At 71.5% G+C, this 22,392-nt stretch carries 25 protein-coding genes and 1 pseudogene; 7 read left to right on the top strand and 19 right to left on the bottom strand.

Annotation, left to right across the window (positions count from 1 at the left end; all coding sequences use genetic code 11):
* Positions 1 to 39: 39 nt before the first annotated feature.
* Genes ACFZAT_RS20935 through ACFZAT_RS20915 form a run of 5 tightly spaced genes read right to left on the bottom strand, consistent with a single transcriptional unit; the run spans position 40 to position 6,531 of the window.
* Complete coding sequence (locus ACFZAT_RS20935) at positions 40 to 2,106, bottom strand: endo-beta-N-acetylglucosaminidase (protein ID WP_391265721.1); 2,067 nt, start codon at positions 2,104 to 2,106, stop codon at positions 40 to 42.
* A gap of 55 nt (positions 2,107 to 2,161) precedes the next feature.
* Positions 2,162 to 3,415 (bottom strand): glycosyl hydrolase, encoded by a 1,254-nt coding sequence (locus tag ACFZAT_RS20930; protein ID WP_391265720.1) that lies wholly within the window; start codon positions 3,413 to 3,415, stop codon positions 2,162 to 2,164.
* Between the two features lie 46 nt (positions 3,416 to 3,461).
* The gene (locus ACFZAT_RS20925; protein ID WP_391265719.1) at positions 3,462 to 4,322 is read right to left on the bottom strand and encodes an ABC transporter permease subunit; all 861 of its coding nucleotides are present in this window, start codon (positions 4,320 to 4,322) and stop codon (positions 3,462 to 3,464) included.
* Positions 4,319 to 5,236, bottom strand: a complete 918-nt coding sequence (locus tag ACFZAT_RS20920; protein ID WP_391265718.1) for an ABC transporter permease subunit — start codon at positions 5,234 to 5,236, stop codon at positions 4,319 to 4,321. Before ACFZAT_RS20920 ends, ACFZAT_RS20925 begins: the two co-directional genes overlap by 4 nt.
* Positions 5,237 to 5,244: 8 nt before the next feature.
* Positions 5,245 to 6,531, bottom strand: coding sequence for an extracellular solute-binding protein (locus tag ACFZAT_RS20915; protein WP_391265717.1), 1,287 nt, complete (start codon positions 6,529 to 6,531; stop codon positions 5,245 to 5,247).
* A gap of 363 nt (positions 6,532 to 6,894) precedes the next feature.
* Here ACFZAT_RS20915 and ACFZAT_RS20910 point away from each other — a divergent pair, with 363 nt between their 5' ends.
* Positions 6,895 to 7,932: a substrate-binding domain-containing protein gene (locus tag ACFZAT_RS20910; RefSeq protein ID WP_391266040.1), complete on the top strand. Its 1,038-nt coding sequence runs from the start codon at positions 6,895 to 6,897 to the stop codon at positions 7,930 to 7,932.
* A 25-nt stretch (positions 7,933 to 7,957) separates the two neighbouring features.
* Here the strand turns inward: ACFZAT_RS20910 and ACFZAT_RS20905 are convergent, their stop codons facing one another.
* On the bottom strand, positions 7,958 to 8,632 hold the full coding sequence (locus ACFZAT_RS20905; protein WP_391265716.1) for an NUDIX domain-containing protein: 675 nt from the start codon (positions 8,630 to 8,632) through the stop codon (positions 7,958 to 7,960).
* On the bottom strand, positions 8,629 to 9,012 hold the full coding sequence (locus ACFZAT_RS20900; RefSeq protein ID WP_391265715.1) for a DUF4406 domain-containing protein: 384 nt from the start codon (positions 9,010 to 9,012) through the stop codon (positions 8,629 to 8,631). The genes ACFZAT_RS20905 and ACFZAT_RS20900 overlap by 4 nt, the downstream gene beginning before the upstream one ends.
* Positions 9,013 to 9,060: 48 nt before the next feature.
* Between ACFZAT_RS20900 and ACFZAT_RS20895 the strand changes: the two genes are divergently transcribed.
* A complete protein-coding gene (locus tag ACFZAT_RS20895; RefSeq protein WP_391265714.1) occupies positions 9,061 to 9,825 on the top strand; it encodes a DeoR family transcriptional regulator in 765 nt (254 codons plus the stop codon).
* An 82-nt stretch (positions 9,826 to 9,907) separates the two neighbouring features.
* Here the strand turns inward: ACFZAT_RS20895 and ACFZAT_RS20890 are convergent, their stop codons facing one another.
* Positions 9,908 to 10,717 carry a helix-turn-helix domain-containing protein gene (locus ACFZAT_RS20890; RefSeq protein WP_391265713.1) on the bottom strand — a complete coding sequence of 270 codons (810 nt, stop codon included), beginning with the start codon at positions 10,715 to 10,717 and terminating at the stop codon, positions 9,908 to 9,910.
* A gap of 70 nt (positions 10,718 to 10,787) precedes the next feature.
* Between ACFZAT_RS20890 and ACFZAT_RS20885 the strand changes: the two genes are divergently transcribed.
* On the top strand, positions 10,788 to 11,606 hold the full coding sequence (locus tag ACFZAT_RS20885) for a phytanoyl-CoA dioxygenase family protein (RefSeq protein WP_391265712.1): 819 nt from the start codon (positions 10,788 to 10,790) through the stop codon (positions 11,604 to 11,606).
* On the top strand, positions 11,603 to 11,911 hold the full coding sequence (locus ACFZAT_RS20880; RefSeq protein WP_391265711.1) for a hypothetical protein: 309 nt from the start codon (positions 11,603 to 11,605) through the stop codon (positions 11,909 to 11,911). The genes ACFZAT_RS20885 and ACFZAT_RS20880 overlap by 4 nt, the downstream gene beginning before the upstream one ends.
* 15 nt (positions 11,912 to 11,926) lie before the next feature.
* Here ACFZAT_RS20880 and ACFZAT_RS20875 read toward each other — a convergent pair whose 3' ends face one another.
* Positions 11,927 to 12,292, bottom strand: coding sequence for a nuclear transport factor 2 family protein (locus ACFZAT_RS20875; RefSeq protein ID WP_391265710.1), 366 nt, complete (start codon positions 12,290 to 12,292; stop codon positions 11,927 to 11,929).
* Positions 12,293 to 12,403: 111 nt separating this feature from the next.
* Here ACFZAT_RS20875 and ACFZAT_RS20870 point away from each other — a divergent pair, with 111 nt between their 5' ends.
* Positions 12,404 to 13,282 carry a LysR substrate-binding domain-containing protein gene (locus ACFZAT_RS20870; protein WP_391265709.1) on the top strand — a complete coding sequence of 293 codons (879 nt, stop codon included), beginning with the start codon at positions 12,404 to 12,406 and terminating at the stop codon, positions 13,280 to 13,282.
* A 19-nt stretch (positions 13,283 to 13,301) separates the two neighbouring features.
* On the opposite strand, the gene ACFZAT_RS20865 is transcribed toward ACFZAT_RS20870, so the two are convergent.
* From ACFZAT_RS20865 to ACFZAT_RS20855, 3 genes are all read right to left on the bottom strand, one after another.
* A complete protein-coding gene (locus ACFZAT_RS20865; RefSeq protein WP_391265708.1) occupies positions 13,302 to 14,147 on the bottom strand; it encodes a helix-turn-helix domain-containing protein in 846 nt (281 codons plus the stop codon).
* Positions 14,148 to 14,231: 84 nt separating this feature from the next.
* The gene (locus tag ACFZAT_RS20860; RefSeq protein ID WP_391265707.1) at positions 14,232 to 14,987 is read right to left on the bottom strand and encodes an SDR family oxidoreductase; all 756 of its coding nucleotides are present in this window, start codon (positions 14,985 to 14,987) and stop codon (positions 14,232 to 14,234) included.
* Between the two features lie 144 nt (positions 14,988 to 15,131).
* A complete protein-coding gene (locus ACFZAT_RS20855) occupies positions 15,132 to 15,737 on the bottom strand; it encodes a TetR family transcriptional regulator (RefSeq protein ID WP_391265706.1) in 606 nt (201 codons plus the stop codon).
* Between the two features lie 257 nt (positions 15,738 to 15,994).
* Here ACFZAT_RS20855 and ACFZAT_RS20850 point away from each other — a divergent pair, with 257 nt between their 5' ends.
* Positions 15,995 to 17,137, top strand: a complete 1,143-nt coding sequence (locus ACFZAT_RS20850) for an FAD-dependent monooxygenase (RefSeq protein ID WP_391266036.1) — start codon at positions 15,995 to 15,997, stop codon at positions 17,135 to 17,137.
* A 36-nt stretch (positions 17,138 to 17,173) separates the two neighbouring features.
* Here ACFZAT_RS20850 and ACFZAT_RS20845 read toward each other — a convergent pair whose 3' ends face one another.
* Positions 17,174 to 18,019 carry a LysR family transcriptional regulator gene (locus ACFZAT_RS20845; RefSeq protein WP_391265705.1) on the bottom strand — a complete coding sequence of 282 codons (846 nt, stop codon included), beginning with the start codon at positions 18,017 to 18,019 and terminating at the stop codon, positions 17,174 to 17,176.
* Positions 18,020 to 18,122: 103 nt separating this feature from the next.
* Here ACFZAT_RS20845 and ACFZAT_RS20840 point away from each other — a divergent pair, with 103 nt between their 5' ends.
* Positions 18,123 to 18,866, top strand: a complete 744-nt coding sequence (locus tag ACFZAT_RS20840) for an SDR family NAD(P)-dependent oxidoreductase (RefSeq protein WP_391265704.1) — start codon at positions 18,123 to 18,125, stop codon at positions 18,864 to 18,866.
* A 24-nt stretch (positions 18,867 to 18,890) separates the two neighbouring features.
* Here the strand turns inward: ACFZAT_RS20840 and ACFZAT_RS20835 are convergent, their stop codons facing one another.
* The 6 genes and pseudogenes from ACFZAT_RS20835 to ACFZAT_RS20810 all read right to left on the bottom strand — a co-directional run bounded on the left by ACFZAT_RS20835 (position 18,891) and on the right by ACFZAT_RS20810 (position 22,384).
* The gene (locus ACFZAT_RS20835) at positions 18,891 to 19,160 is read right to left on the bottom strand and encodes a hypothetical protein (RefSeq protein WP_391266032.1); all 270 of its coding nucleotides are present in this window, start codon (positions 19,158 to 19,160) and stop codon (positions 18,891 to 18,893) included.
* Between the two features lie 182 nt (positions 19,161 to 19,342).
* Positions 19,343 to 19,699 (bottom strand): hypothetical protein, encoded by a 357-nt coding sequence (locus ACFZAT_RS20830; protein WP_391265703.1) that lies wholly within the window; start codon positions 19,697 to 19,699, stop codon positions 19,343 to 19,345.
* Positions 19,700 to 20,103: 404 nt separating this feature from the next.
* A complete protein-coding gene (locus tag ACFZAT_RS20825; RefSeq protein WP_391265702.1) occupies positions 20,104 to 20,823 on the bottom strand; it encodes a GDSL-type esterase/lipase family protein in 720 nt (239 codons plus the stop codon).
* A 26-nt stretch (positions 20,824 to 20,849) separates the two neighbouring features.
* Positions 20,850 to 20,972: pseudogene (locus ACFZAT_RS20820) on the bottom strand (cupin domain-containing protein); the annotation flags it as partial.
* A 64-nt stretch (positions 20,973 to 21,036) separates the two neighbouring features.
* On the bottom strand, positions 21,037 to 21,855 hold the full coding sequence (locus ACFZAT_RS20815; protein WP_391265701.1) for a helix-turn-helix domain-containing protein: 819 nt from the start codon (positions 21,853 to 21,855) through the stop codon (positions 21,037 to 21,039).
* A gap of 49 nt (positions 21,856 to 21,904) precedes the next feature.
* Complete coding sequence (locus ACFZAT_RS20810) at positions 21,905 to 22,384, bottom strand: CGNR zinc finger domain-containing protein (protein WP_391265700.1); 480 nt, start codon at positions 22,382 to 22,384, stop codon at positions 21,905 to 21,907.
* Between the last annotated feature and the right edge of the window lie 8 nt (positions 22,385 to 22,392).

Below are 22,392 nucleotides of genomic sequence, written 5' to 3'. Positions count from 1 at the left end.
GGGTGACTCCGTTGTAGGTGGTGGGTCGGGTGGGGGTCGTTACCAGCGGTGCGCGGTGGAGGCGGTGCCGGAGGTCGTGTACAGCTCGCCCACGGCCCTGACCTGGAAACGAGCGGCTTTCTCGCCCGGTTCCCGGCGCAGACCGGGCACGAAGAACGCGGTGGAAGCGGTGGCGCCCAGGAAGCGCCGGGTGCCGTCGGGCAGGACGCGGTGCAGCTCGTAGTGGCGCGGGGCACCGGGGGAACGGTGCCAGCGCAGGCGCACGTCGGTGCCGTCGGCGCCCGCGGACGCCCCGGTGACGCGCAGTCCGGTCGGCGCGGCGGTCGTCTCGGCCCGGTCCCGTACGGCCAGCGCGCCCAGCCGCCACCGCACCGGACCGGCCGCCGTGAGGCGCACCCCGAGCGCGTGGACCGTACCGGCCTTACCGGAGAGGGAGTTCAGCCGCAGCGTGGAGGTGGTCCACCCGCCGCTGCCCGCCCGCAGCTCGCCCGCCGGGACGTACGCGTACGCGACCGGGTCGCCCGGCCGGTCCGGCTCGCGCAGGGCGACGGCCAACTCGACGGTGACCGGACCGGAGCCCGGGTCCGTGCGGTGGGTCAGCTCCACGACCGTGCGCCGCGACAGCGGCAGCCGGGTGCGGTGGAGCTCCACGGTGACCGGCGCGTCCGGCTCCCCGGCGACCAGCAGGCTGCTGCCCCCGCGCCAGGCGTCCTCGAAGTCGAAGCCCACGGACGGCCGCCGGCCCTCGGTACGGACGACCCAGCGGCGGCCCGGCAGCCGGTCCTGCACCCCGAGGTGGTTCCACTCCGCGTCCGAGGCCACCCGGCCGTTCTCGTACCAGCGCAGGCCGTGGCCGGTGTTGAACGTGGTGGCGAACGGCAGCCGCTCCACGGTCGAGCGGTCGGCCGCCGCGGTCGCGGGAGCGCGCCAGGGGTCCGTACGGTCCGGCCGGGCCGGGTCCAGCGACCGCCCCGTCCAGAACCGCTGGTCGGCGGCGTGGAACTGAGCGGGAGTACGGTCCTCCGGAAGATGGCCGCGGGTCCACTCCGGCCGGTAGAAGCCGTAGCCGACGGTGTGCGGGCGGTCCGCCGGAATGATCGCGTCCCAGTCGACCGACGCGTTCCAGCCGTTGGACTCGACATCGACGCCCGCCCGCAGGTCGTAGCGGCTGCGGCCGACGGCCTCGGCGTTCCCGGCGGAGGAGGCAAGCGTCCCGGGCGTCCAGCGGAAGTCCACGAACATCGAGTCCGCCTCCCGGAACAGCGCGGTGTTCTCGGCGTCGAGCGCACCCTGCCAGCCGACCTCGCCGGTCACCGTCATCGCGTCGTACCAGGTGATGCGCAGCCCCGCCGCGTCGCTGCGCGCCCGCAGGTCCGTGACGAAGGCGAGCATCTCGGCGCCGAGCGCGGCGTACCCGCCCTCGGTCTCGGCGTTGAGGAACCAGCCGTCGAAGCCGTGCGCGACGGCCGCCTCCACCAGCTTCGCGGCCAGCGGGAAGCGCCCTGCCGCGTCCCGCTGGACGAGGTCACGCGTCCACCGGAGGTCGCCGCCGTGGTGCACGGGCGGCAGGAACACGGTGCCGAGGACGGGCACGCCGTGCCGGTGGGCCGCGTCCACGACCGGGGCGTTCGGCGCGAGGATCAGGCCCTCACCGGCCGAACCGCCCCAGAAGACCAGCTCGTCGATGTACGCCCAGTGGTTCAGAGCGTAGTAGTCGGCGGTGGCCGAGCCCTGCGACGGGTTGCCCGCGGTGTTCCCGAAGGCCACCAGGGAGGTGATCCGCGCCTGGTCGGTCCGGGCCGTGGTGTTGGCCGGGACCGGGGTGAAGCGGTCGGCGAGCGGCACGGACGCGGTGTTGAACGGCAGGTCGGGGTCGGTTTCGGGGCGCCACGCCTTCAGACTGCGCCAGGTGATGCCGTCGCCGGGCGCGCCGGCGGGCAGCGAGTCGGGGAACCAGTACGAGGCGCAGGGCTGCTGCGCGACAGGTGCGGCGGCGTGCGCGGTGGTGGCCAGGCCGGGGGTGAGCAGAGCGGCGGCGGTTCCGGCTCCGGCGAGGACCACCGTGCGGCGGCTGGGTGCGGACGGTCGGCGCTGCGGCTGGGTCATGGTGTGCTCCGTATCGTGCGCGGTTCGATTCCGGTGCGGTGCGGGTGGTGCGGGGTCAGCGGACCTCTTCGGGCGTGACGACCTTCGTGATGCCCCGGGCGGCCAGGTGGCCCTGGTCGGACGCCCTGCTCGCGAGGACGGTGGCCGGCCGGACCCCGTCGGCGGTGAGCCGGGCGAAGGCTTCGAAGACCGCGCCTCCGGGGGCGCAGACGGAACGCCGGGGCGCGGTCTCGTCGTCCCCGGTGTCGACGACGAGCGCCGTGGTCCGGGGCGCGGGCCGGTGGGTGCGCCCGCGCCACTCCTCGACGATCCGGGCGATGGTCCGGCCGGCCGGCTTGACCTGGCGGTCGTTGGTGAGCAGCCCGAGGCTGTACTCCAGCTCCGGGAAGTCGGCCAGCGAGCGCGACACGTCGTGGGAGCACCACCAGGTGACGCCCCACACGTCCTCGCAGTCCAGGGCGTTGGCCACGGTTGCCTCGGTGAACGCGGCGGCGTGCCCGGCGGGGATCAGCGGGGCGGGCGCGCCGACCTCCTGGAGCCAGACCGGCCGGCGCGGGTCGAGGGCCCACGCCTTGGAGAGTTCGATGAGGTAGGCGGCGTGGTGCTCGGTGGCGGTGCCGGTGCGGCCGTGGCGCTGGGCGGTGCCGTTGAAGACCCAGGAGTGCACGGCGGTGACGGCGCCCCGGCGCGCGGCCTGCGCCGGGGTGAAGGCGTGGTCGTCCTGGTACCAGGCGGCGTCGTACTCCGCGTGCAGGTGGAGCTTGCCGGGCGCCCCCTCCTCGCAGGCATCCAGCATCCGGGCCAGCCAGGCGTCGGCCTGCGCGGGCGTGATGCGGTCGGGGTCGGGGTGCGGGTCGCCGGAGAACTGGTTGATCTCGTTGCCGAGGGTCATCCCGATGAAGTGCGGCCGGTCGGCGAGCGCGGCGGCCAGGGTGCGCAGGTACTCGGCCTGCCCGGAGAGGACGTCCGGGTGAGTGAAGAGGTTGCGCCGGTGCCACGTACCGGTCCAGGCGGGCAGGAAGTCGAAGCTCGACAGGTGGCCCTGGAGCCCGTCGACGCAGGTGTCGAGGCCGCGTTCGGCGGCGGCGTCGGCGAGCTGGACGAGCTGCTCGACGGCGCGCGGGCGGATCAGGGTGCGGTTGGGCTGGAAGAGCGGCCAGAGCGGGAAGACCCGGATGTGGTCGAGCCCGAGCCCGGCGATGGAGTCCAGGTCGGCGCGTACGGCGTCGAGGTCGAAGTCCAGCCAGTGGTGGAACCAGCCCTGGCTGGGCGTGTAGTTGGCGCCGAAACGCAAGGGGGAGGTGCTCATACGGAACAGGAGTCCTGGTTCTAGTGGTGCGAGGGGGCGGCCGGGATCAGCCCTTGACGGCGCCTTCGCCGACGCCCCGGAAGAAGAAGCGCTGCAGCCCGGCGAAGAGGATGATCAGCGGGAGCACGGCGATGATCGTGCCCGCCGCGACGAGGCGCTCGTCGTTGGCGAAGGTGCCGTGCAGGTAGTTGAGGCCGATGGTCAGGGTGAAGTTGTCCGGGTCGCTGAGGACGATCAGCGGCCACAGGAAGTCGTCCCACGAGCCCATGAAGGCGAAGATTGCGACGACGGCGAGGGTGCCCTTGACGGAGGGCAGCGCGATCCGCAGGAAGCGCTGCCAGACGTTGGCCCCGTCCACGAACGCCGCTTCCTCGATCTCCACGGGGAGGTTCAGGAACGCGTTGCGCATCAGCAGCACGTTCATCGCGCCGACCGAACCCGGCAGCAGCACCCCGAGCAGGGTGTTGTTCAGCCCCAGGTCTCGCATGGTGGTGAACTGGGCGATGATGATGCCCTCGACGGGGACGAGCATGGCGAGGATGAACGCCAGCGTCGCGGCCCTGCGCCCCCGGTAGCGGAGCCTCGCCAGGGCGTACCCGGCGAGCGCCGAGCCGACGCAGTTGGTGACCACGTTGGCGGAGGCGACCTTGAGCGAGTTCAGCGCGTAGTCCCAGACCGGGATCGTGTCGGCGACCCGGCTGTAGTTGTCCAGCGTCGGATCGCTGGGGAAGAACTTCGGCGGGGAGCTGAAGATGTCCTCGTTCGGGCCCTTCAGCGAGGTCGACAGCTGCCAGAGGAACGGCCCGACGGTCAGCGCCAGGACGGCGAGCAGCAGCACGTAGCGCAGCACGAGCTGCCAGACGGGGACGCGCCGGCCCTCGGCGTCGGTGGTCTTCAGGAAGCTCACGCGTCCTCCTTGCGGTCGGCGCGCAGCACCAGGAGCATCAGGCCGACGGTGACGACGAAGATGACGACCGAGATGGCGGAGGCGTAACCGACCCGCCCGCTCAGCCCGGTGCCGACCCGCTGGACGAGCATGACCAGAGTGGTGTCCTCACCGGCCGGTCCACCGGAGGGGCCGGCCATCAGATAGACCTCGGAGAACACCTTGAAGGCGGAGACCGAGGAGAGGGCGGCGACCAGCACCATCGTGGAGCGGATGGCCGGCACGGTGACCGTGAAGAAGCGGCGTACCACTCCGGCGCCGTCCACGGACGCGGCCTCGTGCAGTTCTCTCGGCACGTTCGCGAGGGCGGCCAGGTAGATGATCATGTAGTAGCCGAGGCCCTTCCAGACCGTGACCGTCATCGCGCTGACCAGCAGCAGCCACTGGTCGCTCAGGAAGCCGACCTTGCCGATGCCGACGGCCTCCAGGACCGCGTTGATCAGCCCGCGGTCGTCCAGCATCCACACCCAGATCAGACCGACGACCACGATGGACGCGACGACCGGGGTGTAGAAGGCCGACCGGAAGAAGGTGATGCCGGGGATGTGCCGCTGGACGAGCATCGCCAGCAGCAGCGGCAGGACGACCAGCGCGGGGACGACGCCGACGACGTACAGCACGCTGTTGCGCAGGCCGGTCCAGAACATCTCGTCGTGCAGCAGTTCCCGGAAGTTCGCCAGTCCGACGAACGAGCCGGGGACCAGCGTCCGCCGGTCGGTGAAGGAGTTCACCAGCGTGCTGAAGAACGGGAAGAGGCTGAAGGCGCCGACGACGATCAGACCGGGTGCGGCGAACAGCCAGGGGCTCAGGGGCAGATGGCGGCGGATCCGGCCGGAGGGCCGGCCCGCCGCGGCAGTGGGGGAGGGGGAGTTCACGAGAGGGCTCAGCTCTGCTGCAACAGCCGGTCACACGCCTTGACAGCGTTGTCAAGAGCTTCCTCGGGGCTCTGCTTCCCTTGGAGCGCCTTGGCGATCTGGTTGCGCAGTTCGGTCTTCATCTGCTCGCTGAACAGCACCGGGGTGTAGTTGACGGCCGTCTTCAGGGACTTCGCGGCGGCGACACGGACCCGGGTCTCGTCCGTCCCGTCCTCCTTGGTGAAGTACGGGTCGTCGAGCGAGCCGGCGGTGCTCGGAAAGATGGCGACCTGCTTGGCGAACTCTATCTGGCGGGTCGCGTCGGTCACGTAGTGGGCGAAGGCGACGGCGGCGGGCTTGCGCTTGGACTGCGCGTTCACCATGACGCCCATGACGTACATGTTGGCCTTGCCGGTGCTGCTGACCTGGTCGGTGATCCCGATGTTCTTGTAGAGGCTCGGGGCCTGCTTCTTGAAGTTGGCCAGGTCCAGCGCGCTGCCCGGGTTCATCGCCACGGACTCGGTGAGGAACTTGTGGCCCGAGGACTCGGGGGTCGCCGTCAGCGCCTGGGGGTCGAGCGCCTTGGCGTCGTACAGTTCCTTGTAGTGCGTGAGGAGTTCGACGCCCTTCGCGTCGTTGAACGCGAAGCCCGTGCCCTCCTTGTTCATCAGCTGTCCGCCGTACCGGCCGAAGTCCTCGATGGTGGGGACGTTGGCGAGCGTGGCGACCTTGCCGTGGCTCTTCTCCGCCAGCTTCAGGCCGTCCGCGAAGACCTCGTCGTAGGTGGTCGGCGGCTTCTGCGGGTCGAGTCCCGCGTCCTTGAACAGCCGCTTGTTGTAGAACATCGGGCCGGTGTTGAGGTACCAGGGGAAGGCGTACGTGCCCTCCGTGCCGGGTATCTGGTGGCTCTTCCAGGCGCCGTCCAGGTACTCCTTGCGGTACTTCGGCGCGGCCTTGTCGAGGTCGAGGGCGAGACCGGCCTTGGCCAGCGGAGCCACCAGGTCGGGGGAGACGTTGACGACGTCGGGCAGGGTGCCGCCGGCCGCGTCCGCGCTGATCTTGTCCGCGTAGCCCTCGCCGGGGCGGTCGACCCACTTGACCTCGGTGCCGGGGTACTTCTTCTCGAAGTCCGCGATCACGCCGTTGAAGTAGTCCTTGAAGTTGGCCTGGAGGTTCCAGGTCTGGAAGGTGATCTTCCCTTCGACCTTGCCCGAGGCGTCGGACGAGTCCGAGCCGGATCCCCCGCCGCACGCGCTCAGCGGCAGGACGGTGGCGAGGAAGGCGGCAGCGGCGACTGCTCTGCGGGAGATGTGCACGGTGAACGGCTCCTTTGCTCGGACCAGGCGCGCGGACGGTGGCCCCGGGGTCCCTGACCCGGCGGGCCGCGTTCGCCCGACAGACCCTGCAATGTGTCGGTGCTCAAAGTCAATACATTCACCGGAACGTATTCTGAGAATGCAGTATCGGTGCAGGTCAGAGCCATGTGCTCTGCTATTGACGCACGCTTACTAATGCGCTTTAGATGGCTCTGGCTCAAGCGCTTTAGTCACCGGGATCCCGGCGCTCGACCAATGGGCGGGGAAGCTCTACGATGCCTTCGGGCGAGCGAACCCGACGGCCCGTCAGTACCCCCATGCGAGGCAGGAAGTGAGGCACGGGTGGCTCCGAAGCGGCCGACCATGAAGGACATCGCCCAGCGGGCGGGCGTGTCGGAGAGCGCCGTCTCCTTCGCGCTCAACGACCGGCCGGGTGTCTCCGAGGTCACCCGCGCCCGGGTGCGGCGCGTCGCCGAACAGCTGGGCTGGCGCCCGAGCGCCGCCGCCCGCGCCCTGTCCGGCGAGGGCTCGGCCACCGTCGGCCTCGTCGTGGCGCGTCCGGCGGCCAACCTCGGTGTGGACTCCTTCTTCCTCCAGCTGATCTCCGGCATCCAGGAAGTGCTGTCCGAACGTCATCTCGGCCTGCTCTTCCAGGTGGTGGACGACGTGGCCGACGAGTGCGGCGTCTACCGCCGCTGGTGGGCCGAACACCGCGTCGACGGCGTGCTCGTCGTGGACCCGCGCACGGATGATCCCCGCGTCGCCCTCCTCGACGAGCTGGGCCTGCCCGGCGTCGTCATCGGCGCCCTTCCCGGCACCGACACCGGCCCCCACCCCGGCCTCTCCCAGGTCCGCGCCGACGACGCGGGCGCGATGGCCGCACTCGTGGGCCGGCTGCACGAACTGGGCCACCGCCGCATCGTGCACATCGCGGGCCTGCCCTCACTCGCGCACACGGACCGCCGCATCCGCTCCCTGCGCCTGGAGGCCGACCGGCGCGGCCTGACCGGGGCGCACTCGGTGACCACGGACTACTCCGACACCGAGGGCGCCGCCGCGACCCGCCGCGTCCTGGAGCGGGACGACCCGCCGACGGCGCTGATCTACGACAACGACGTGATGGCGGCGGCCGGGGTGGCCGTGGCGGCCGGGCTGGGGGTCCGGGTCCCTGAAGATGTGTCGGTGGTGTCCTGGGAGGACTCCGCGCTGTGCCGGCTGACCGCCCCGTGGCTCACCGCGCTCTCCAGGGACCCGGTCGCCTTCGGCCGCCTCGCGGCACGCGAACTCACCACCCTGCTCGACGGCGGAGCGCCCCGCACCGTGCGGGTGCCCCTGCCCGACCTCATCGAACGGGGCAGCACGGCGCCCGCCCGCCAAGGCGCTCTGCCGGGGACCGGATAGGCACGGGACCGGGGCGACCGCTCTGTCAGGCGTCGCGCCCTCGCGCGAACGGACCGGAAAGCGCCGCCCACTGCAGGAGCATGATGGTCTTGCCGTCCGCGATCCGGCCGTCGCGCGTCATCGCCAGGGCCTCGGTGAAGGGGAGTTCGAGGACCTCGATGTCCTCCCCCTCCTCCTCCAGTCCTCCGCCGGATCCGGTCCGGTCGGCCGGGGAGTAGGCCGCGGCGAAGAAGTGGAGGCGCTCGGTGACGGACCCGGGGCTCATGAACGCGTCGAGCACATGGGTCAGCGGCCCGAGAACGACGCCCAGCTCCTCGGCGCTCTCGCGACGGATCGCGGTGTCCGGGTCCTGCTCGTCGAGCAGTCCGGCCGCGGCCTCGATCAGCATTCCGTCGGGGTGGCCGTTCACGTAAGCCGGGTAGCGGAACTGGCGGGTGAGCAGGACCCGGCCGCGCTCGGCGTCGTACGGCAGGACGACGGCACCGTTGCCGCGGTCGTAGGTCTCGCGCTGCTGGGTCTCCCACCGGCCGTCGCGGCGGCGGTAGCCGAAGGTGGTGCGGCGCAGGACGTGCCAGCCCTGGGAGGTGAGTTCGACGTCGCGTACCCGGACGTCCGGGTTGCGGTCGAGGTCGCGTCCGGCGAGGTGGAGACCGGTGCGGCCCCGGTGATCGGGGGCGTCGACGCCCGGGCGGCCGGTCACCGGGCCTCCCGCGGGGTGCGGCGCGGGATCTCGGTGATGTCGTGGTACACCGGCAGGCCCCGGCGGCGGGCGACGGCGACGTCCTCATCGGCGCCGGCGGATTCCCCCGGCAGCCGCAGTACGGCGTCGCAACGGGCGAGCAGCCGGTCGGCGGTCGGGTAGAGCACCTGATCGGCGAGGGCGTCGGTGGGCCCCGCGCCGGCGGAGCGCAGGACGGGCAGGGCAATCCATTCGCCGATCACGGGGAGATGGCCGGCCGCGAAGACGGGCCAGGCCGCGGCTTCCATGCGGGCGAGGTTGGCGGCCATGGCCTCCGGGTCGCCGTCGGTGCCGGAACGGTAGGGGCCGGCGATCAGGATGAGCTTGGGCTTGTCGTTCATGACGGCTAAGATACATGCAGAAACGTGCAACATCAGGAAGGAATGTGCATGCTGGCTGCTGAACGGCGTGAGCACCTGCTCGATCTGCTCGCCCGCACGGGAAAGATCGTGGCCAAGGACGTCGCCGCCGAACTGGGCATCTCCGAGGACAGCGTGCGGCGTGACCTGCGCGACCTCGCCGCCGATGGCCTGTGCCAGAGGGTGTACGGCGGTGCGCTGCCCGCATCTCCCGCGGTCGTGGACTACGACGCCCGGCAGTCGGTGGCCCCCGACGGCAAGCGGAAGGTCGCCTCGGCGGCGGCCGCACTGGTACGACCGGGGGGCTCGCTGATCCTGGACGGCGGCACCACCGCCCTCGCCGCGGCCCGGGCGCTCCCGAAGGACCTCACCTGCACGGTGATCACGCACAGCCCCACGATCGCCACGGCGCTGATCGACCATCCGGGGGCGGAACTCTTCCTCCTCGGGGGACGCGTCTTCAAGCACTCGGCGGTCACCTGTGGCGCCGCCGCGGTGGAGGCCGCGCAGAACGTCTCCGCCGACCTGTGCCTGCTCGGCGTCACCGGAGTCCACCCGGAGGCCGGGCTGACCACGGGGGACGCCGAGGAAGCGGCGATGAAGCGCGCCCTGTCCGCACGGGCCGCGGACACGTACATCCTCGCCTCCCGCGAGAAGATCGGTACGGCCTCCCCGTACCGCGTCCTGCCGTGGGAGAAGATCACCGGGCTGATCACCGACGCCGACCCTCGCGACGCGGTCATCGAGCAGCTCGGAACGCTCGGCGTGGAGGTGCTCGTGGCCGGGGACGCCTGACAGCTGCCGGAGCCCACGCACCGGTGTCGGGCCGAACCGTTCACGCACCGACGAGGGCAGAACGGCGGACCCGGCCAGCCGGTCATGGGGCGTAACCCGCGCCCCGGTCCTGCGCCGACTGTCTCACCGCCCGTGGCGAAGCGCCCAGTTCCTTCCGGCAGGTCTTGTTGAACGCCTGGAGATCCGGGATGCCGACGGTCGCGGCGATCGCCGGGATGGCGAGTGTCGAGGCGGTCAGAAGGTGCCGGGCACGCGCCATCCGGCGGTGCCGGATGTAGCCGACGACCGTGAGCTCCGTGTCCTGCCGGAACAACCGGGTCAGATGGGTGTGGGAGATCCCGGCGACACGCGCGATGTCCGGAACGCCCAGGGGCTCCGCGAGGTGCTCCTCGATGTGGGCCATGGCCGTCCGCAGGACGGAACGCTTCGGCCCCTCCCGGTTCGCGGACGCGTCGACCAGGCCGGCGGTGTGCCACAGCAGCGTCCAGAGGCCCGCCGCCGCCCGCGCCGACGAGGACTGCGCGCAGGCCGCGACGGTCTGCCGCAGCAGGTCACCGAGAAACGCGGCGTCCGCGCCCGTGTCCCGCATCGCCGGAACACGCCGCCGCTCGCCATGGCCCGGCAGCACGAAGTGGGCGTACAGGTGTTGGCAGGGCGTGGTGTCGTAATGGAAGTGCGCCTCGGTGTCGGGCGGCACGAGACTCACGTATCCCGGGCGGATCGGATGCCGGAAGCCGCCGTACTCCAGAACGCCCGAGTAGGCGTACAGGTGCACCTGCCACAGCTGCGGCAGCCGGAACACCTCGTGCGGGCCGCCGTACCCGTGCACACCCACACCCGCACTGCGCACCTGCGGAGGAAGATCGAGGGCCAGCTCGACGAGATGCTCCATGGTGAAAAATTACCAGTACCTGATGAATACAGCCCACGACTGCGGCGCCATTACTTCGTACGGTCGTCGCATGGCAACCACACGAAACCTGCTGAGCACGGTCCAGGTGGCGCGGTTCGTCGCCCAGGGCTTCCTGCGCCTCGACGGCATCGTGCCCCGGGAACTCAACGAGGAGGCACCCGACGTCTTCGCGGCGGGGCTTCCCTCGGTTCCGTACGGGACCCCTGTACAACAGGCTTTCCCTGAGGGGTCCTTCGCGAGGCGACTCGTCGAACTGCCCGCAGTGGCGGGTGCGGTGCGGAGTCTCGTGGGGGCGAACCCGACCGTCGACCATCACCACGTGCACACGCGCGAACCGCACGGGGGGAGCGCCCAGCCACTGCACGCCGACGCCCTCATCGACCTGCGGACCGATGCCTTCGACGTACAGCTCATGTACTACCCGCAGACGGTGACGGCGGACATGGGCGGCACACTCATCGTCCCGGGCAGTCATCTGCGCCGGACGAACGAGTCCGACACCGGCCGCTACCAGAACCTGCGCGGCCAGACCCGGCTGACCTGCCCGGCCGGCACGGTCGTCCTGCTGCATCACGGCATCTGGCACGGAGGACGGCGCAACGACAGCGACCGCGTGCGCCACATGTACAAGATCCGTTTCAACCCGACCGAGCCGCAGGTACGCCTCTGGGACACCAAGGATCTCCACGACCCCGCGGTGGCCGAGGAGTTGAGGCGGACCTTCCCCTGGTACGAACCGGCCGCCGGCAGGCTGGAGGTCCACAACCGGATCAAGCTGTGGCGCCGCCTCTCCGGCGAGCCGGACTTCGACATCGACTACTGGACCACCCGCATCACCAACCGACCCGTGCAGAGGAGAAGCGCGTGAGCAGTTCCACCACCGTGCGACAGCAGGTCCTGTTCCTGTATCTGAAAACGTCGGCCCTCGACTCCGAGGTCGTGGGCTGGGCCCGGTACGACGGCACCGGTGCGAGCCGGCCCACGACCGGGGACAGCGACGAACCGCCCTACGCGACGGGCGTCGCCGCGTTGCGGGACGGCTGGCGCCTCATCCAGGCCGCTCAGCTCATCCCGCCCTACCCGGGCGCCGAGCACGAGACGTCGTTCCTGAAGCACGAATTCCTCTTCGAGAAGCTCGTGCGGGGCGATCCGGACACGACGGCGTCCCTCTGATGCTCGGATCGCGGTTCAGCGGGTCGGCGGGGCGAACTCGGGCTGGTCGAGCAGCCGCAGCCAGCTCCCGTCGGACTGGCGCCTGACGACCTGCGCCCGCGCCCCGGCCCCGTCCTTCGGCGGGGTCGAGGTGAGGGCGATGTCGCCGCTGATCAGCGTCGGCAGGGGCTGCTCGGGCTCGAAGTGGGGGCGGTTGGCCAGCACCTTCTCCCAGAGTGCCTGGATCGCGTCGCGCCCGACCGTCTGCGTACCGGGCGGGTACGCCATCACCGCGCCCTCTTCGTACAGCGCGGCGACCCCGGCAGCGTCACCGGCGTTGGACCGCTCGACGAACAGGCGGGTGATGTCCTCGGGCCGCATGGCCTTCTCGTACTCCGGCATGGTTCCTCCTCGCATGGGGTTCCGGCACGGGGGTTCCGGCACTTCCCAGCGTGATCGACCGCCGATCAGAAGTCCAACGCATGGTTCTTCTGCAAACTAGAATGTGCAGGTATGGAACTGAGGCAGTTGGAGTACTTCGTCGCGGTCGCCGAAGAGCAGAACTTCACCCGCGCCGCCGAGCGGGTGCACATCAGTCAGTCCGGCGTCAGTGCCCAGGTCCGCCAACTCGAACGGGAACTCGGGGCCGAGCTGTTCGACCGGACGGCCCGCACCGTCACCCTCACCGTCGCGGGGAAGGCCGCGCTCGAACACGCCCGCGCCGCCCTCGCCTCAGCGGGGGCGGTCGGCCGGTCGGTGGACGAGGTGACCGACCTGGTACGGGGCAGGCTCACCGTCGGCATGGTCATCGGCTGCACCCTCACCCCGCTCTTCGAAGCGCTCGCCGCCTTCCACGACGCCCACCCCGGGGTGGAGCTCGCGCTGCTGGAGGACAGCTCCGACCGGCTCACCGAAGGGGTACGAAGCGGTGCACTCGACCTGGCGCTCGTCGGGACGGCGACAGCCGCCCCCGACGGGCTGCACGCGCTGACGATCATCAGCGAACGGCTCGTCGCGGCGGTCCCGGCCGGGCACCCCCTGGCGAAACAGCCGCGGGTCGTCCTGAGCGACCTGGCCGCCCACCCGCTCGTGTGCATGCCGCCCGGCACCGGCCTGCGCGCCGTGCTCGACCAGGCATGCGCCGCACAGCACCTGCACCCTTCGATCGCGATGCAAGCCGGCGCCGCGGACGCCATCGCGGACCTCGCCGCCCGCGGCCTCGGCGTTGCCGTCCTCAGTGAATCGATGGCCGCGACCCACCGCGACCGCCTCACCGCCCGCACGATCGACGACATCGAGACTCCGGCACTCCTCGCCCTGCTCTGGAAGAGCACACACAACCCCGCGGTACGCGAACTGCTCGCGCACAGCCGACGAGCCTTCACCCGCTGACCGGTCTCGCGGAGTGCCGTCAGGTGCCCGCCATGCGCGCTCCCAGCACCGGCAGCAGCCGCAGCTTCTCGTCGTCCGCCGACCCCGGCGTGGCGGTGTACACCAGCAGCGCCTGGTTCTGTTCCGGGTCCAGCAGAACCTGGCACTGGAGGGTGAGGACGCCCAGTTCGGGGTGGCGCACCAGCTTGGGATCCACGCGCGGGACGTCGATCTCATGCGCGCTCCACAGCGCGGCGAACTCCGCACTGCGGTCCAGCAGGAGGTCGCGCAACTGCTCGGCGCGGCCGCCCGAGCCCTGCCGTGAGTAGGCGGCGCGCAGGCCGGAGGTGAAGTAGCGGCTGTGCAGCGGGTGGTCCTGCTCCGGGTACAGCAGCCGGGCGGCGGGATCGGTGAACCAGCGGTAGGTCAGGCTGCGTTCAGGACCGGTGAATCGCGTCTGGTCGCCGAGGAGCGCGGTGGCCGCCGGTGTCTGGGCCAGGGTCTCCGCCACATCGCTGACGACCTGTGCCGGGGTGTCGTCCAGCCGCCCCAGGATGCGCATCAGGCCGGGCGTGATGTGGTCGGAGCGCAGGCTGCCGGGGCGGGAGGGGGTGTTGTGCCCGGCGATACGGAACAGGTGATCACGTTCGGCGAGGGAGAGGCGCAGACCGCGGGCGATGGCGGCGAGCATCGGCTCCGAGGGCTGCGGCCCGCGCTGCTGCTCCAGCCGGCCGTAGTAGTCGGTCGACATACCGCTCAGCGCCGCGGCTTCTTCCCGGCGCAGACCGCGGGTGCGGCGGCGCGGCCCGCGGGGCAGGCCCACGTCCTCCGGCTGCAGGGCTTCGCGCCGGGTGCGCAGGAAGTCCGCGAGTTGGGCTCGGTCCACGGTTCCAGTCTCCCTCGGGGCCCCGGTGGCTGACATCCGGGGCATGGTGGTGCGGGTGTACGGTCCCCGGGCGGGCCGGGTCCTTCAGAGCAGCATGCCGCCCGACGCCTCGACGCGCTGCCCGGTGATCCAGGTGGTGCCCTCGCCGAGCAGTGCGGCAGCGGCGGCGCCGATGTCGTCGGGCTCGCCGGGGCGGCCCATCGCGGTGACGCCGCTCAGCATGGAGCGCATGTCCTCGTTGTCGCGGACCCCGCCGCCGCCGAAGTCGGTGCCGGTGGCACCCGGTGCGAGGGCGTTGACCGCGATGCCGCGCGGCCCCAGCTCCTTGGCGAGGTAGCGGGTGAGGACCTCCACGGCTCCCTTGGCCGCGGCGTAAGCGGCGGTCGGTGCGGCGATGAAGCGGGTCAGGCCGGTGGAGACGTTGAGGATGCGGCCACCGTCCTTGATCAGGGGCAGCAGGGCCTGGGTGAGGAAGAAGACGCCCTTGACGTGGACGTCCATCAGCCCGTCGAACTGCTCCTCGGTGGTCTCCTCGAACGGCGCGTGCACTCCGTGGCCCGCGTTGTTGACGAGGATGTCGAGGTCGTCTCGGTCCCACTCGCGGGCCAGGGCCTGACGGACCTGTTCGGTGAAGGCGGGGATCTCGGCGGTGTTCCCGGTGTCCAGGCGCAGAGCGACCGCCGTACGGCCCAGCTTCCTGGCAGCCTCCACGACGGCCTCGGCCTCGTCGGCGTGCGAGCGGTAGGTGAGGATCAGATCCGTGCCGGCCTCGGCGAGGTGCAGGGCGGTGCTGCGGCCGAGGCCCCGGTTGGCGCCGGTGATCAGGGCGATGCGGGTCATGGGTGGCTCCGTTCGGGTCGAGGTGCGGGCGAACCGACCGGTCCGCCGCCTGCTCCTCAAACGATCGCGCGCCCCGGGATCCGGATGAAGGCCGCGGTTATCCGGGGACCGCCGATCCCTGCTTCGGCACCCGTCGCGCGCGGGTCACCCGGACGCGGGGAGGGAGGACCAGCCGTATTCGAGCAGATCGAAGGCGCGCGTGACGACTTGGCGGGGATCGTCGTGCCCGCGGGCCGCGCGGAGTGATTCGAGGGCGAAGTGGGCCAGGGCCGCACACGCGGGGTCGTCGGACGGCAGACCGCTCTCCTCGGCGATGACCGCCGCGAGGGCATCGGCATGGCGCAGCCACGTGCCCTGCTGGTAGTCGCGGAGCGCCGGAGTGCTGTTGACCAGGTGGAAGAAGTCGGCGAAGCGGGGGTCGCCGGTGGCTGTGGCCATGCGGTACCGCAGCGCGTGCTCGCGCAACGCCGCGGGAATCGACTGGCCCTCGGCCCGCTCGCGCACGGCCGCCAGCAGCCGCGCCTTGTGATCGGCGTCCTCGTCGAAGACAAGCGCCTCCTTGACCGGAAAGTGCTTGAACAACGTGGTGGTGGACACGTCGGCGGCGTCCGCGATCTCACGGATGCCGACGTCGTCGTAGCCGCGTTCCAAGAACAGGCGCAGGGCGGCGTCCGCGATGGCCTGGCGTGTGGCGGCCTTCTTGCGTTCGCGACGGCCCATCGGTGCGTGGCCGGTCTCGGTATGGGTCATGGCGCAAGACTACCCCTCGGTTGCCCAGCTCCAAAAGTTGAACCGTTGCACATATTGAGCTGTTGTGCTTTTCTGGAGCGGCGGTGGACGAGTCCTGCACCCCCCGCTTCAGCCCATTGACCGTTCAACCCCCGGAGGGGTGATTCGGCATGTCCCCAGACCCCTCCGCGGAGCCGACGACCGTCCCCGGGAACGTCCGCCGGGTGCTGCTCGGCGTCACCCGCCGCACTCCCGCACACCACGAACGGAGCCCCACCATGATCACCACTCCCACCCCGCGCATCGCGATCATCGGCGCCGGACCCGGCGGCCTGACCTGCGCCCGCATCCTGCAACGACACGGCATCGCCGCCACGATCTACGACCACGAGTCCGGCCCCGCCGCACGCGACCAGGGCGGCACACTCGACCTGCACGAGGACAACGGGCAGATCGCCCTGCGCGAAGCCGGACTGCTGGACGACTTCTTCCGCCTGTCCCGGCCCGAGGGCCAGGAGATGCGCCAGATGGACGCCGCCACCGGCACCCTCCTCTTCCACCACACTCCCGACGAGGGCGAACGTTTCAAGCCCGAGATCGACCGTGGCACGCTGCGTGAGCTGCTCCTCGACTCCCTGAAGCCCGGGACGGTGCGCTGGGGCCACACCCTGCGTTCCGTCGAAGGCCCCGCAACCAGTCCACGCCTGCTGCGCTTCGCCGACGGCACCGTCATCGAGGCCGACTTGGTGATCGGCGCAGACGGCGCCTGGTCCAAGGTCCGCCGCGCCCTGTCCGCCGCCACCCCCGAGTACACCGGGATCAGCTTCCTCGAAGCCTGGTTCCACGACGTGGAGAACAAGCACCCCGAGATCGCCGGAATCGTCGGCCAGGGCGGTGCCGCGGCCGCCGACGGTGAGCGCGGCCTGTTCGCCCAGCGCAACAGCGGCGACCACATCCGCGTCTACATCATCCAGCGCGTCCCCGTGGACTGGATCACCGCGGCCGGCCTGACCATCGAAGACACCACCGCCGTACGGTCCCTGCTGCTGGAGCGCTACCGTGACTGGGCACCGAGCCTGCGCCGGCTGCTCACCGACAACGACGGCCGGTACGTCGACCGCCCCATCCACGCCCTGCCCGTCCCGCACACCTGGGACCACCAGCCCACGGTCACGCTCCTGGGCGATGCCGCACACCTCATGCCCCCGCTCGGCGTCGGCGTCAACCTCGCCATGCTGGACGCCTGCGAACTCGCACTCGCCCTCGTACAGCACGAAACCGTCGACGACGCCCTTCGTGCCTACGAGAAGTCGATGCTGCCCCGGTCCACCGAGATGCAGCACCTCCTCGACCACGGCGCCGATGAACTGCTCTCCGCCGAGCTGCCGGACTTCGCGCAGCACGACGTGGCCACGAGCTGACGCCCGAACCGCAGTCCGTGAGTTCGTCGCTGTCGGCTACAGGGCGGTGGCCGCGCGCACCAGCCCCGCGACCGCCGTCGAGCGGCTGTGCGGAGGCCATGCGATGACCGTGGTGACGTGCGGCGCGTCGGGGACCGGCACGGCTGCGAGGCCGTTGCCCAGGCCGCTGCGGCCCGACTCCGGTACGACCGCGCAGGCCCGGCCGAGGGCGATGAGCTGGGTGAGTTGCGTGTGGTCGCGCACCTGCGGCCCGGGGCCGTCGGGGAACGTGCCGTCGGGTCGGGGCCAGCGGGGCAGCGGGAGGTCGGAAAGGCCGCTGACCTCGGCGAGCCGTAGGCGGGGGCGGGTGCTGAGGGGGTGACCGGCCGGGAGGATCACGACCTGGCTCTCGGTGTACAGGTCCTCGGTATCGAAGCCGGTCGTGTCGTCGAACGGCCGGTGCAGCAGGGCCACGTCGGCCTGGCCCGTAGGAAGCACCGCCGCCTGCTCGCCCGGCCTGCACAGCACCACGTCCACGGCGATGGCGCCGGGCTGGGCGGCGTAGGCGTCAAGGAGTTTCGCCAGCAGTTCGCTGGAGGCGCCCGCTTTCGCGGCCAGGACCACGGCGGGCCGGCCGTCCGCGAGGGCGGCGCGGCGGGTGCGTCGCTCCGCGGCTTCCACGGCGTCCAGCGCGACGCGTGCCTCCTGGAGCAGCACCGCCCCCGCACCGGTCAGGGCGACGCCCCGACTGCCGCGCTCCAGCAGCACGGCGCCCAGGCGTCGTTCCAGCCCGCTGATCGCCCGGGACAGCGGGGGCTGGGCGATCCCGAGCCGGCGTGCGGCTCGGCCGAAGTGCAGCTCTTCTGCCACGGCGACGAAATACCGCAACTCACGTGTCTCCACCCCGCCAGCCTAGCCGGGCCGGCCAGCGGCGATACCCGTGCGGTATCGCCGCCCACCCGGTCGGTCTTGGACACACTGTCACCGGGGGAGAAGGATCGATGTCATGACTGAAACGAACACCGAGAACCACCCCAAGGTCGCCCTGGTCACCGGAGCGAACAAGGGCATCGGCTACGAGATCGCCGCCGGACTAGGTGCCCTCGGCTGGGCCGTCGGGGTCGGAGCGAGGGACGAGGAGCGGCGCGAGGCCGCCGTGGACAAACTGCGCGCGGCGGGCGCCGACGCGTTCGGCGTACCGCTGGACGTGACCGACGACGCGAGCGTGACCGCGGCGGCCCGGCTGATCGAGGAGCGCACCGGGCGCCTCGACGCGCTCGTCAACAACGCCGGCATCACCGGCGGCGGCCCGCAGGAGCCCACCACCGTCGACGTGGACCGGGTACGGGCAGCCGTGGAGACCAACGTGATCGGTGTCATCCGCGTCACCAACGCCCTGCTGCCGCTGCTGCGCCGCTCGCCGTCCCCGAGGATCGTGAACGTGTCCAGCAGCGTCGGCTCCCTCACGCTACAGACGACCCCGGGCGCCGAGACCGGCCCGATCTCCGTCGCGTACGCGCCGTCCAAGACCTTCCTGAACGCCGTCACCGTGCAGTACGCGAAGGAGCTGGCCGGGACCCGCGTCCTGATCAACGCGGTCTGCCCCGGCTTCACCGCGACCGACCTCAACGCGTTCCGGGGGGTGCGTACCCCTCAGCAGGGTGCGGCCGCCGCGATCCAGCTGGCCACTGTGCCGGACGACGGGCCGACGGGCCGCTTCTTCGACGACGAAGGAGAAGTCCCCTGGTAACGGGCTAACGGTTCGCGCTACGCGCTACCGTTCCACGGGTGGCCGGCCCGAGACACCGACGTACCAGTCGTCGGCCTCCGTCATCCCGTCCATGCTCGGCTGGTAGGGCTTGACGATGTTGTCGGCGTCCTTGAAGTACACCGTGACGCAGAGCGGGTACTGCGCTCCCGTCGGCGCCGTGACGGTTTCCCGGGGGGCCACCCAGACGAACTTCCCCGGCTGGGTCCACTTCTCGCGGGCGAAGGTCAAGGTGGGGTCCGCCGTGCCCAGCTGCAGCAGCTCCGACCAGCTCATGTGCGTCACGGGGCGAGCCTAGGACGCCGACTCGCCCACGGTAAAGAGGAGTTGACAGTGCGGGACATCGAGGGATAAAAGACGCTGCCCGCTCGCCGGCCGCCCGGGTCCGCCCGCAGGACGTGGTCCCCACGGACGGCGGACCTGGGCGGCGCGGCTGCCGCTCATCACCGGCTGACGCGTCAGTGGCGCCCGGTCAGGTACACCGAGCGCAACTTGAGCCGTTCCGTCGTGGGTCTTCCGTGCGGCCCCAAGGTCCAGGAGTCACCGGTGCAGTCGGGCCCGGTGAACACCATGACCCACTCGTCGGTCTCGTTCTGCGGGGCGAAAGCGGGCTCGGAGGCGCGGGTGTCGGCGACCTCGGGAAGCGTGACGCAGCCGGGGCTCGGGGGTTCGTGCAGGGTGACCGTGCGCGGCATGCCATCGAGCCCGGCGTACGTGTAGGAGAAGTCCCCCTCGGCGGCGCTCGCGGACCCCGACTGCGCGCCGAGGAGAGCGAGCGCGCCGAACGCGGCGGCCGCACCCTGACGAAGCCTCATGAAACCCATGTCGAATACACCCGTGCCGATCCGGGGCACGCGCGGCCGCCCCGACGCCGGGCCGCGGCGAGCTGCCGAACCCGCAGGTCCATCCCCTGAGCCGGGCCCCCGGATGCGCGGAATCACCCGCGCGGAGTCTGGCGTAACGATTCTTCGTACTCCATCCAGAGACCGTGCGGTGCCCCCGTCCGTGCACTCCCGGATGTCGAACCCCTCGATCACGTTGCTGGACTCCGCGAACGGGCCCGGTCACTCACACCGGCCGCGCCGGGGTCACGCACCTGGCGGTGCCGGAACGGCATTCCGCGCCGGCGTCACGGAAGGCCGACGCGGAGCACAGACGGCGTGGCACTCTCCCAGAGTTCCACGCCGTCACAGCGATGCCCGGAGGGAGGCGGAGCCGGCTACGTGCTCCGGGTCAGCACACCGGCCTCGATGACCTCGGCGACGAGCGCGGCGCCGCGGCTGTTCTGATGGACGTGGTCGGTCGTGAGCACGAGCCCCCGCCGCCGCGAGATCGCGTCGAGGCTGCGGCGCAACACCGCGTGCTCGGCGAGCACGCCGATGGCCGCCGCGGGTGTCACCTCCCGGTAGGGGAGCGGCGCCGGCTTCGCTTCGCGCAGCTCCTCGGTCTGGCGTTCGTGGAGCGGAAGGCAGGGCACCCCGCTGGTGGCGGCGACCTCCGCGATCATCCGGCTGTACGCCAACGAGGCATGTGCCGCCGCCCCGTCGAGCCGCTGGCCGAGTACCGGCAGCGACAACAGAGCGATCGCCGCGTCGGTCTCCGCCCGCAACCTCGCCACGACGTCCCCCAGGCACTGCTGGAACCAGTCGGCCGACGGGCGCCGGGGGAGCTTCTTGCGCTTCATGGCCCGCTCGACGGGATAGCCGGCCAGGCTCGCACGGGCGTCGTTGGTCCCGATCAACACGGTGATCGCATCGGGCGGGTCCGCGACGACGGCGTCGAGCCGCTGCAGGAGGTTGTACGCGAAGTCCCCGTTGACACCGAAACGGGCGAGCCGCACATCACCCACAGGCCGTCGTCGTCCGAGCAGACCCAGGTAGTCCACGCTGAACTGCGCCCGGGTCAGGCTGTCGCCGAGGCACGCGAGGCGAGTCGTCACGACGCCTCCTCCGTGCGGCGCCCGTGAAGCACCTCCGGATCCCAGGCGAAGCCCTCGACGGGTTTCGCGCTCGATCCCAGCCCGAGGTGCACGGGGGTGGTCCGCAGATCTGTGGCAGGGGCGTGGCGTTCGTGGTCGACGAGTCTCATGCCGACGATCGTCCACGACGGCGATCGGACGGTCTTGAAGAAATGGGAAGGGCCGCCGGCGGGGCTACCCGGCCCCGAGAAGGACCTCGCCGCGACGCCAGGCCGTCGGCGACCGGCCCGTGAACTCGCGCCATTCCCGTACGAGATGGGCCTGGTCGGCATAGCCGGAGTGGGCTGCCACCTCGCCCCACGGGAGCGGGTCCCGCGCCGCCGCCAGTTCGTGCGCGTGCTCGAAGCGCAGGACCCGGGCGACGGTCTTCGGCGAGAGGCCCACCTCGCCGCGGAACCGCTCGGTGAGATACCGGCGGCTCCAGCCGAGGTCCGCGGCGACCGCACCCACCCGGACGCACCCCCGCGCGGCGACCAGGCGCCGCCATGCTTCGGCCACCTCGGGCCGCACCCCGCGCACGGGCCCGACGACCCGCAGCAGCGATTCGTCCAGCACGGCGAACCGCGCCGCCCAGGTCCGCGCCGCTCGGAGCCGCTCGACCAACTCGACGGCGACCACTCCCAGTAGCTCGTCGAGCGGGACCAGCCGGTGCGCGAGCTCGGCGGCGGGCACTCCGTAGACGGCCCGGGCCCCGAGCGGCGTCAGCGCAATCTGAACACCCCGCTGCCGCCCGTCGTGGTGGATCGCGACGGACCGGCAGAGCAGACCACCGGCCACACTGCCGAACCGGCCCACCGGCGACCCCTCGTCCACACCCGCCGCCACCTCCAGCGCATCCGACAGGCTGATCACCGCGGTGAGCGCACGGCCCGGAGGTCCGCAGTGCACACCCGCGGGAAGGCCGCGGAGGTCGAAGCCGACGTACGAGTCGACGTACTCGCGCAGCGCGGGCGCCGGACGCGCGCTGATCCCGGTGGCCGTCTGGTCCTCCATGCTCCCGAGCCTACGATCCGCCCCGCCGCGTACGCCGCGCGGAGGCGGGTCAGCGGGTGCGTTCGTAGTGGCGGCGGGCCTTCTCGCGGTTGCCGCAGACGGCCATCGAGCACCAGCGGGCACGGTTGGCGCGGCTGCGGTCGAGCAGGAACAGCCGGCACGCGTCGTTGGCACAGGGGCGCAGCCGGCCGGGCAGTCGCTCCTCGGCGTCCGCCCAGGCGAGAACGGCCTCGACGGCCAGTCGGGCGTGCGGGGGAGTCCTGACCGTCCACCGCAGGCCGTCGGAGGTGATCTCCGGAACCTGGTGGACGCCTTCGAGCAGCGGGCTCAACGCGGCGGGGGCGCTGTCCCCGCGTACGACGTCCCGCAGGACGTCCCGCGTTTCGCGCAGCAGCGCCAGTTCCGCGAGGCTGCCGTCGCCGCCGTGTTCCCGCGCCCAGCGGCGGCCCTCCGCCGGGTCGCGGAGGGCGTCCTGTTCCTCGCCGTTGACCAGGGGCCTGCTGTTGAGCAGGTCCAGCAGGATGTCCATCGGTCACC

The organism is Streptomyces sp. NPDC008163, from assembly GCF_042956885.1.
GTDB lineage: Bacteria > Actinomycetota > Actinomycetes > Streptomycetales > Streptomycetaceae > Streptomyces > Streptomyces drozdowiczii_A.
The sequence above is the reverse complement of the archived record's forward strand: the minus strand, read 5'-3'. Positions and strand labels throughout refer to the sequence as shown.

Bases quoted from the DNA above. Each gene is read 5' to 3' on its own strand.
- ACFZAT_RS20935 (WP_391265721.1), bottom strand. From the start codon at position 2,106: ATGACCCAGCCGCAGCGCCGACCGTCCGCACCCAGCCGCCGCACGGTG.
- ACFZAT_RS20895 (WP_391265714.1), top strand. From the start codon at position 9,061: ATGCTGGCTGCTGAACGGCGTGAGCACCTGCTCGATCTGCTCGCCCGC.
- ACFZAT_RS20885 (WP_391265712.1), top strand. From the start codon at position 10,788: ATGGCAACCACACGAAACCTGCTGAGCACGGTCCAGGTGGCGCGGTTC.
- ACFZAT_RS20840 (WP_391265704.1), top strand. From the start codon at position 18,123: ATGACTGAAACGAACACCGAGAACCACCCCAAGGTCGCCCTGGTCACC.
- ACFZAT_RS20870 (WP_391265709.1), top strand. From the start codon at position 12,404: ATGGAACTGAGGCAGTTGGAGTACTTCGTCGCGGTCGCCGAAGAGCAG.
- ACFZAT_RS20850 (WP_391266036.1), top strand. From the start codon at position 15,995: ATGATCACCACTCCCACCCCGCGCATCGCGATCATCGGCGCCGGACCC.
- ACFZAT_RS20810 (WP_391265700.1), bottom strand. From the start codon at position 22,384: ATGGACATCCTGCTGGACCTGCTCAACAGCAGGCCCCTGGTCAACGGC.
- ACFZAT_RS20910 (WP_391266040.1), top strand. From the start codon at position 6,895: ATGAAGGACATCGCCCAGCGGGCGGGCGTGTCGGAGAGCGCCGTCTCC.
- ACFZAT_RS20815 (WP_391265701.1), bottom strand. From the start codon at position 21,855: ATGGAGGACCAGACGGCCACCGGGATCAGCGCGCGTCCGGCGCCCGCG.
- ACFZAT_RS20930 (WP_391265720.1), bottom strand. From the start codon at position 3,415: ATGAGCACCTCCCCCTTGCGTTTCGGCGCCAACTACACGCCCAGCCAG.
- ACFZAT_RS20830 (WP_391265703.1), bottom strand. From the start codon at position 19,699: ATGAGGCTTCGTCAGGGTGCGGCCGCCGCGTTCGGCGCGCTCGCTCTC.
- ACFZAT_RS20900 (WP_391265715.1), bottom strand. From the start codon at position 9,012: ATGAACGACAAGCCCAAGCTCATCCTGATCGCCGGCCCCTACCGTTCC.
- ACFZAT_RS20835 (WP_391266032.1), bottom strand. From the start codon at position 19,160: ATGAGCTGGTCGGAGCTGCTGCAGCTGGGCACGGCGGACCCCACCTTG.
- ACFZAT_RS20890 (WP_391265713.1), bottom strand. From the start codon at position 10,717: ATGGAGCATCTCGTCGAGCTGGCCCTCGATCTTCCTCCGCAGGTGCGC.
- ACFZAT_RS20860 (WP_391265707.1), bottom strand. From the start codon at position 14,987: ATGACCCGCATCGCCCTGATCACCGGCGCCAACCGGGGCCTCGGCCGC.
- ACFZAT_RS20855 (WP_391265706.1), bottom strand. From the start codon at position 15,737: ATGACCCATACCGAGACCGGCCACGCACCGATGGGCCGTCGCGAACGC.
- ACFZAT_RS20875 (WP_391265710.1), bottom strand. From the start codon at position 12,292: ATGCCGGAGTACGAGAAGGCCATGCGGCCCGAGGACATCACCCGCCTG.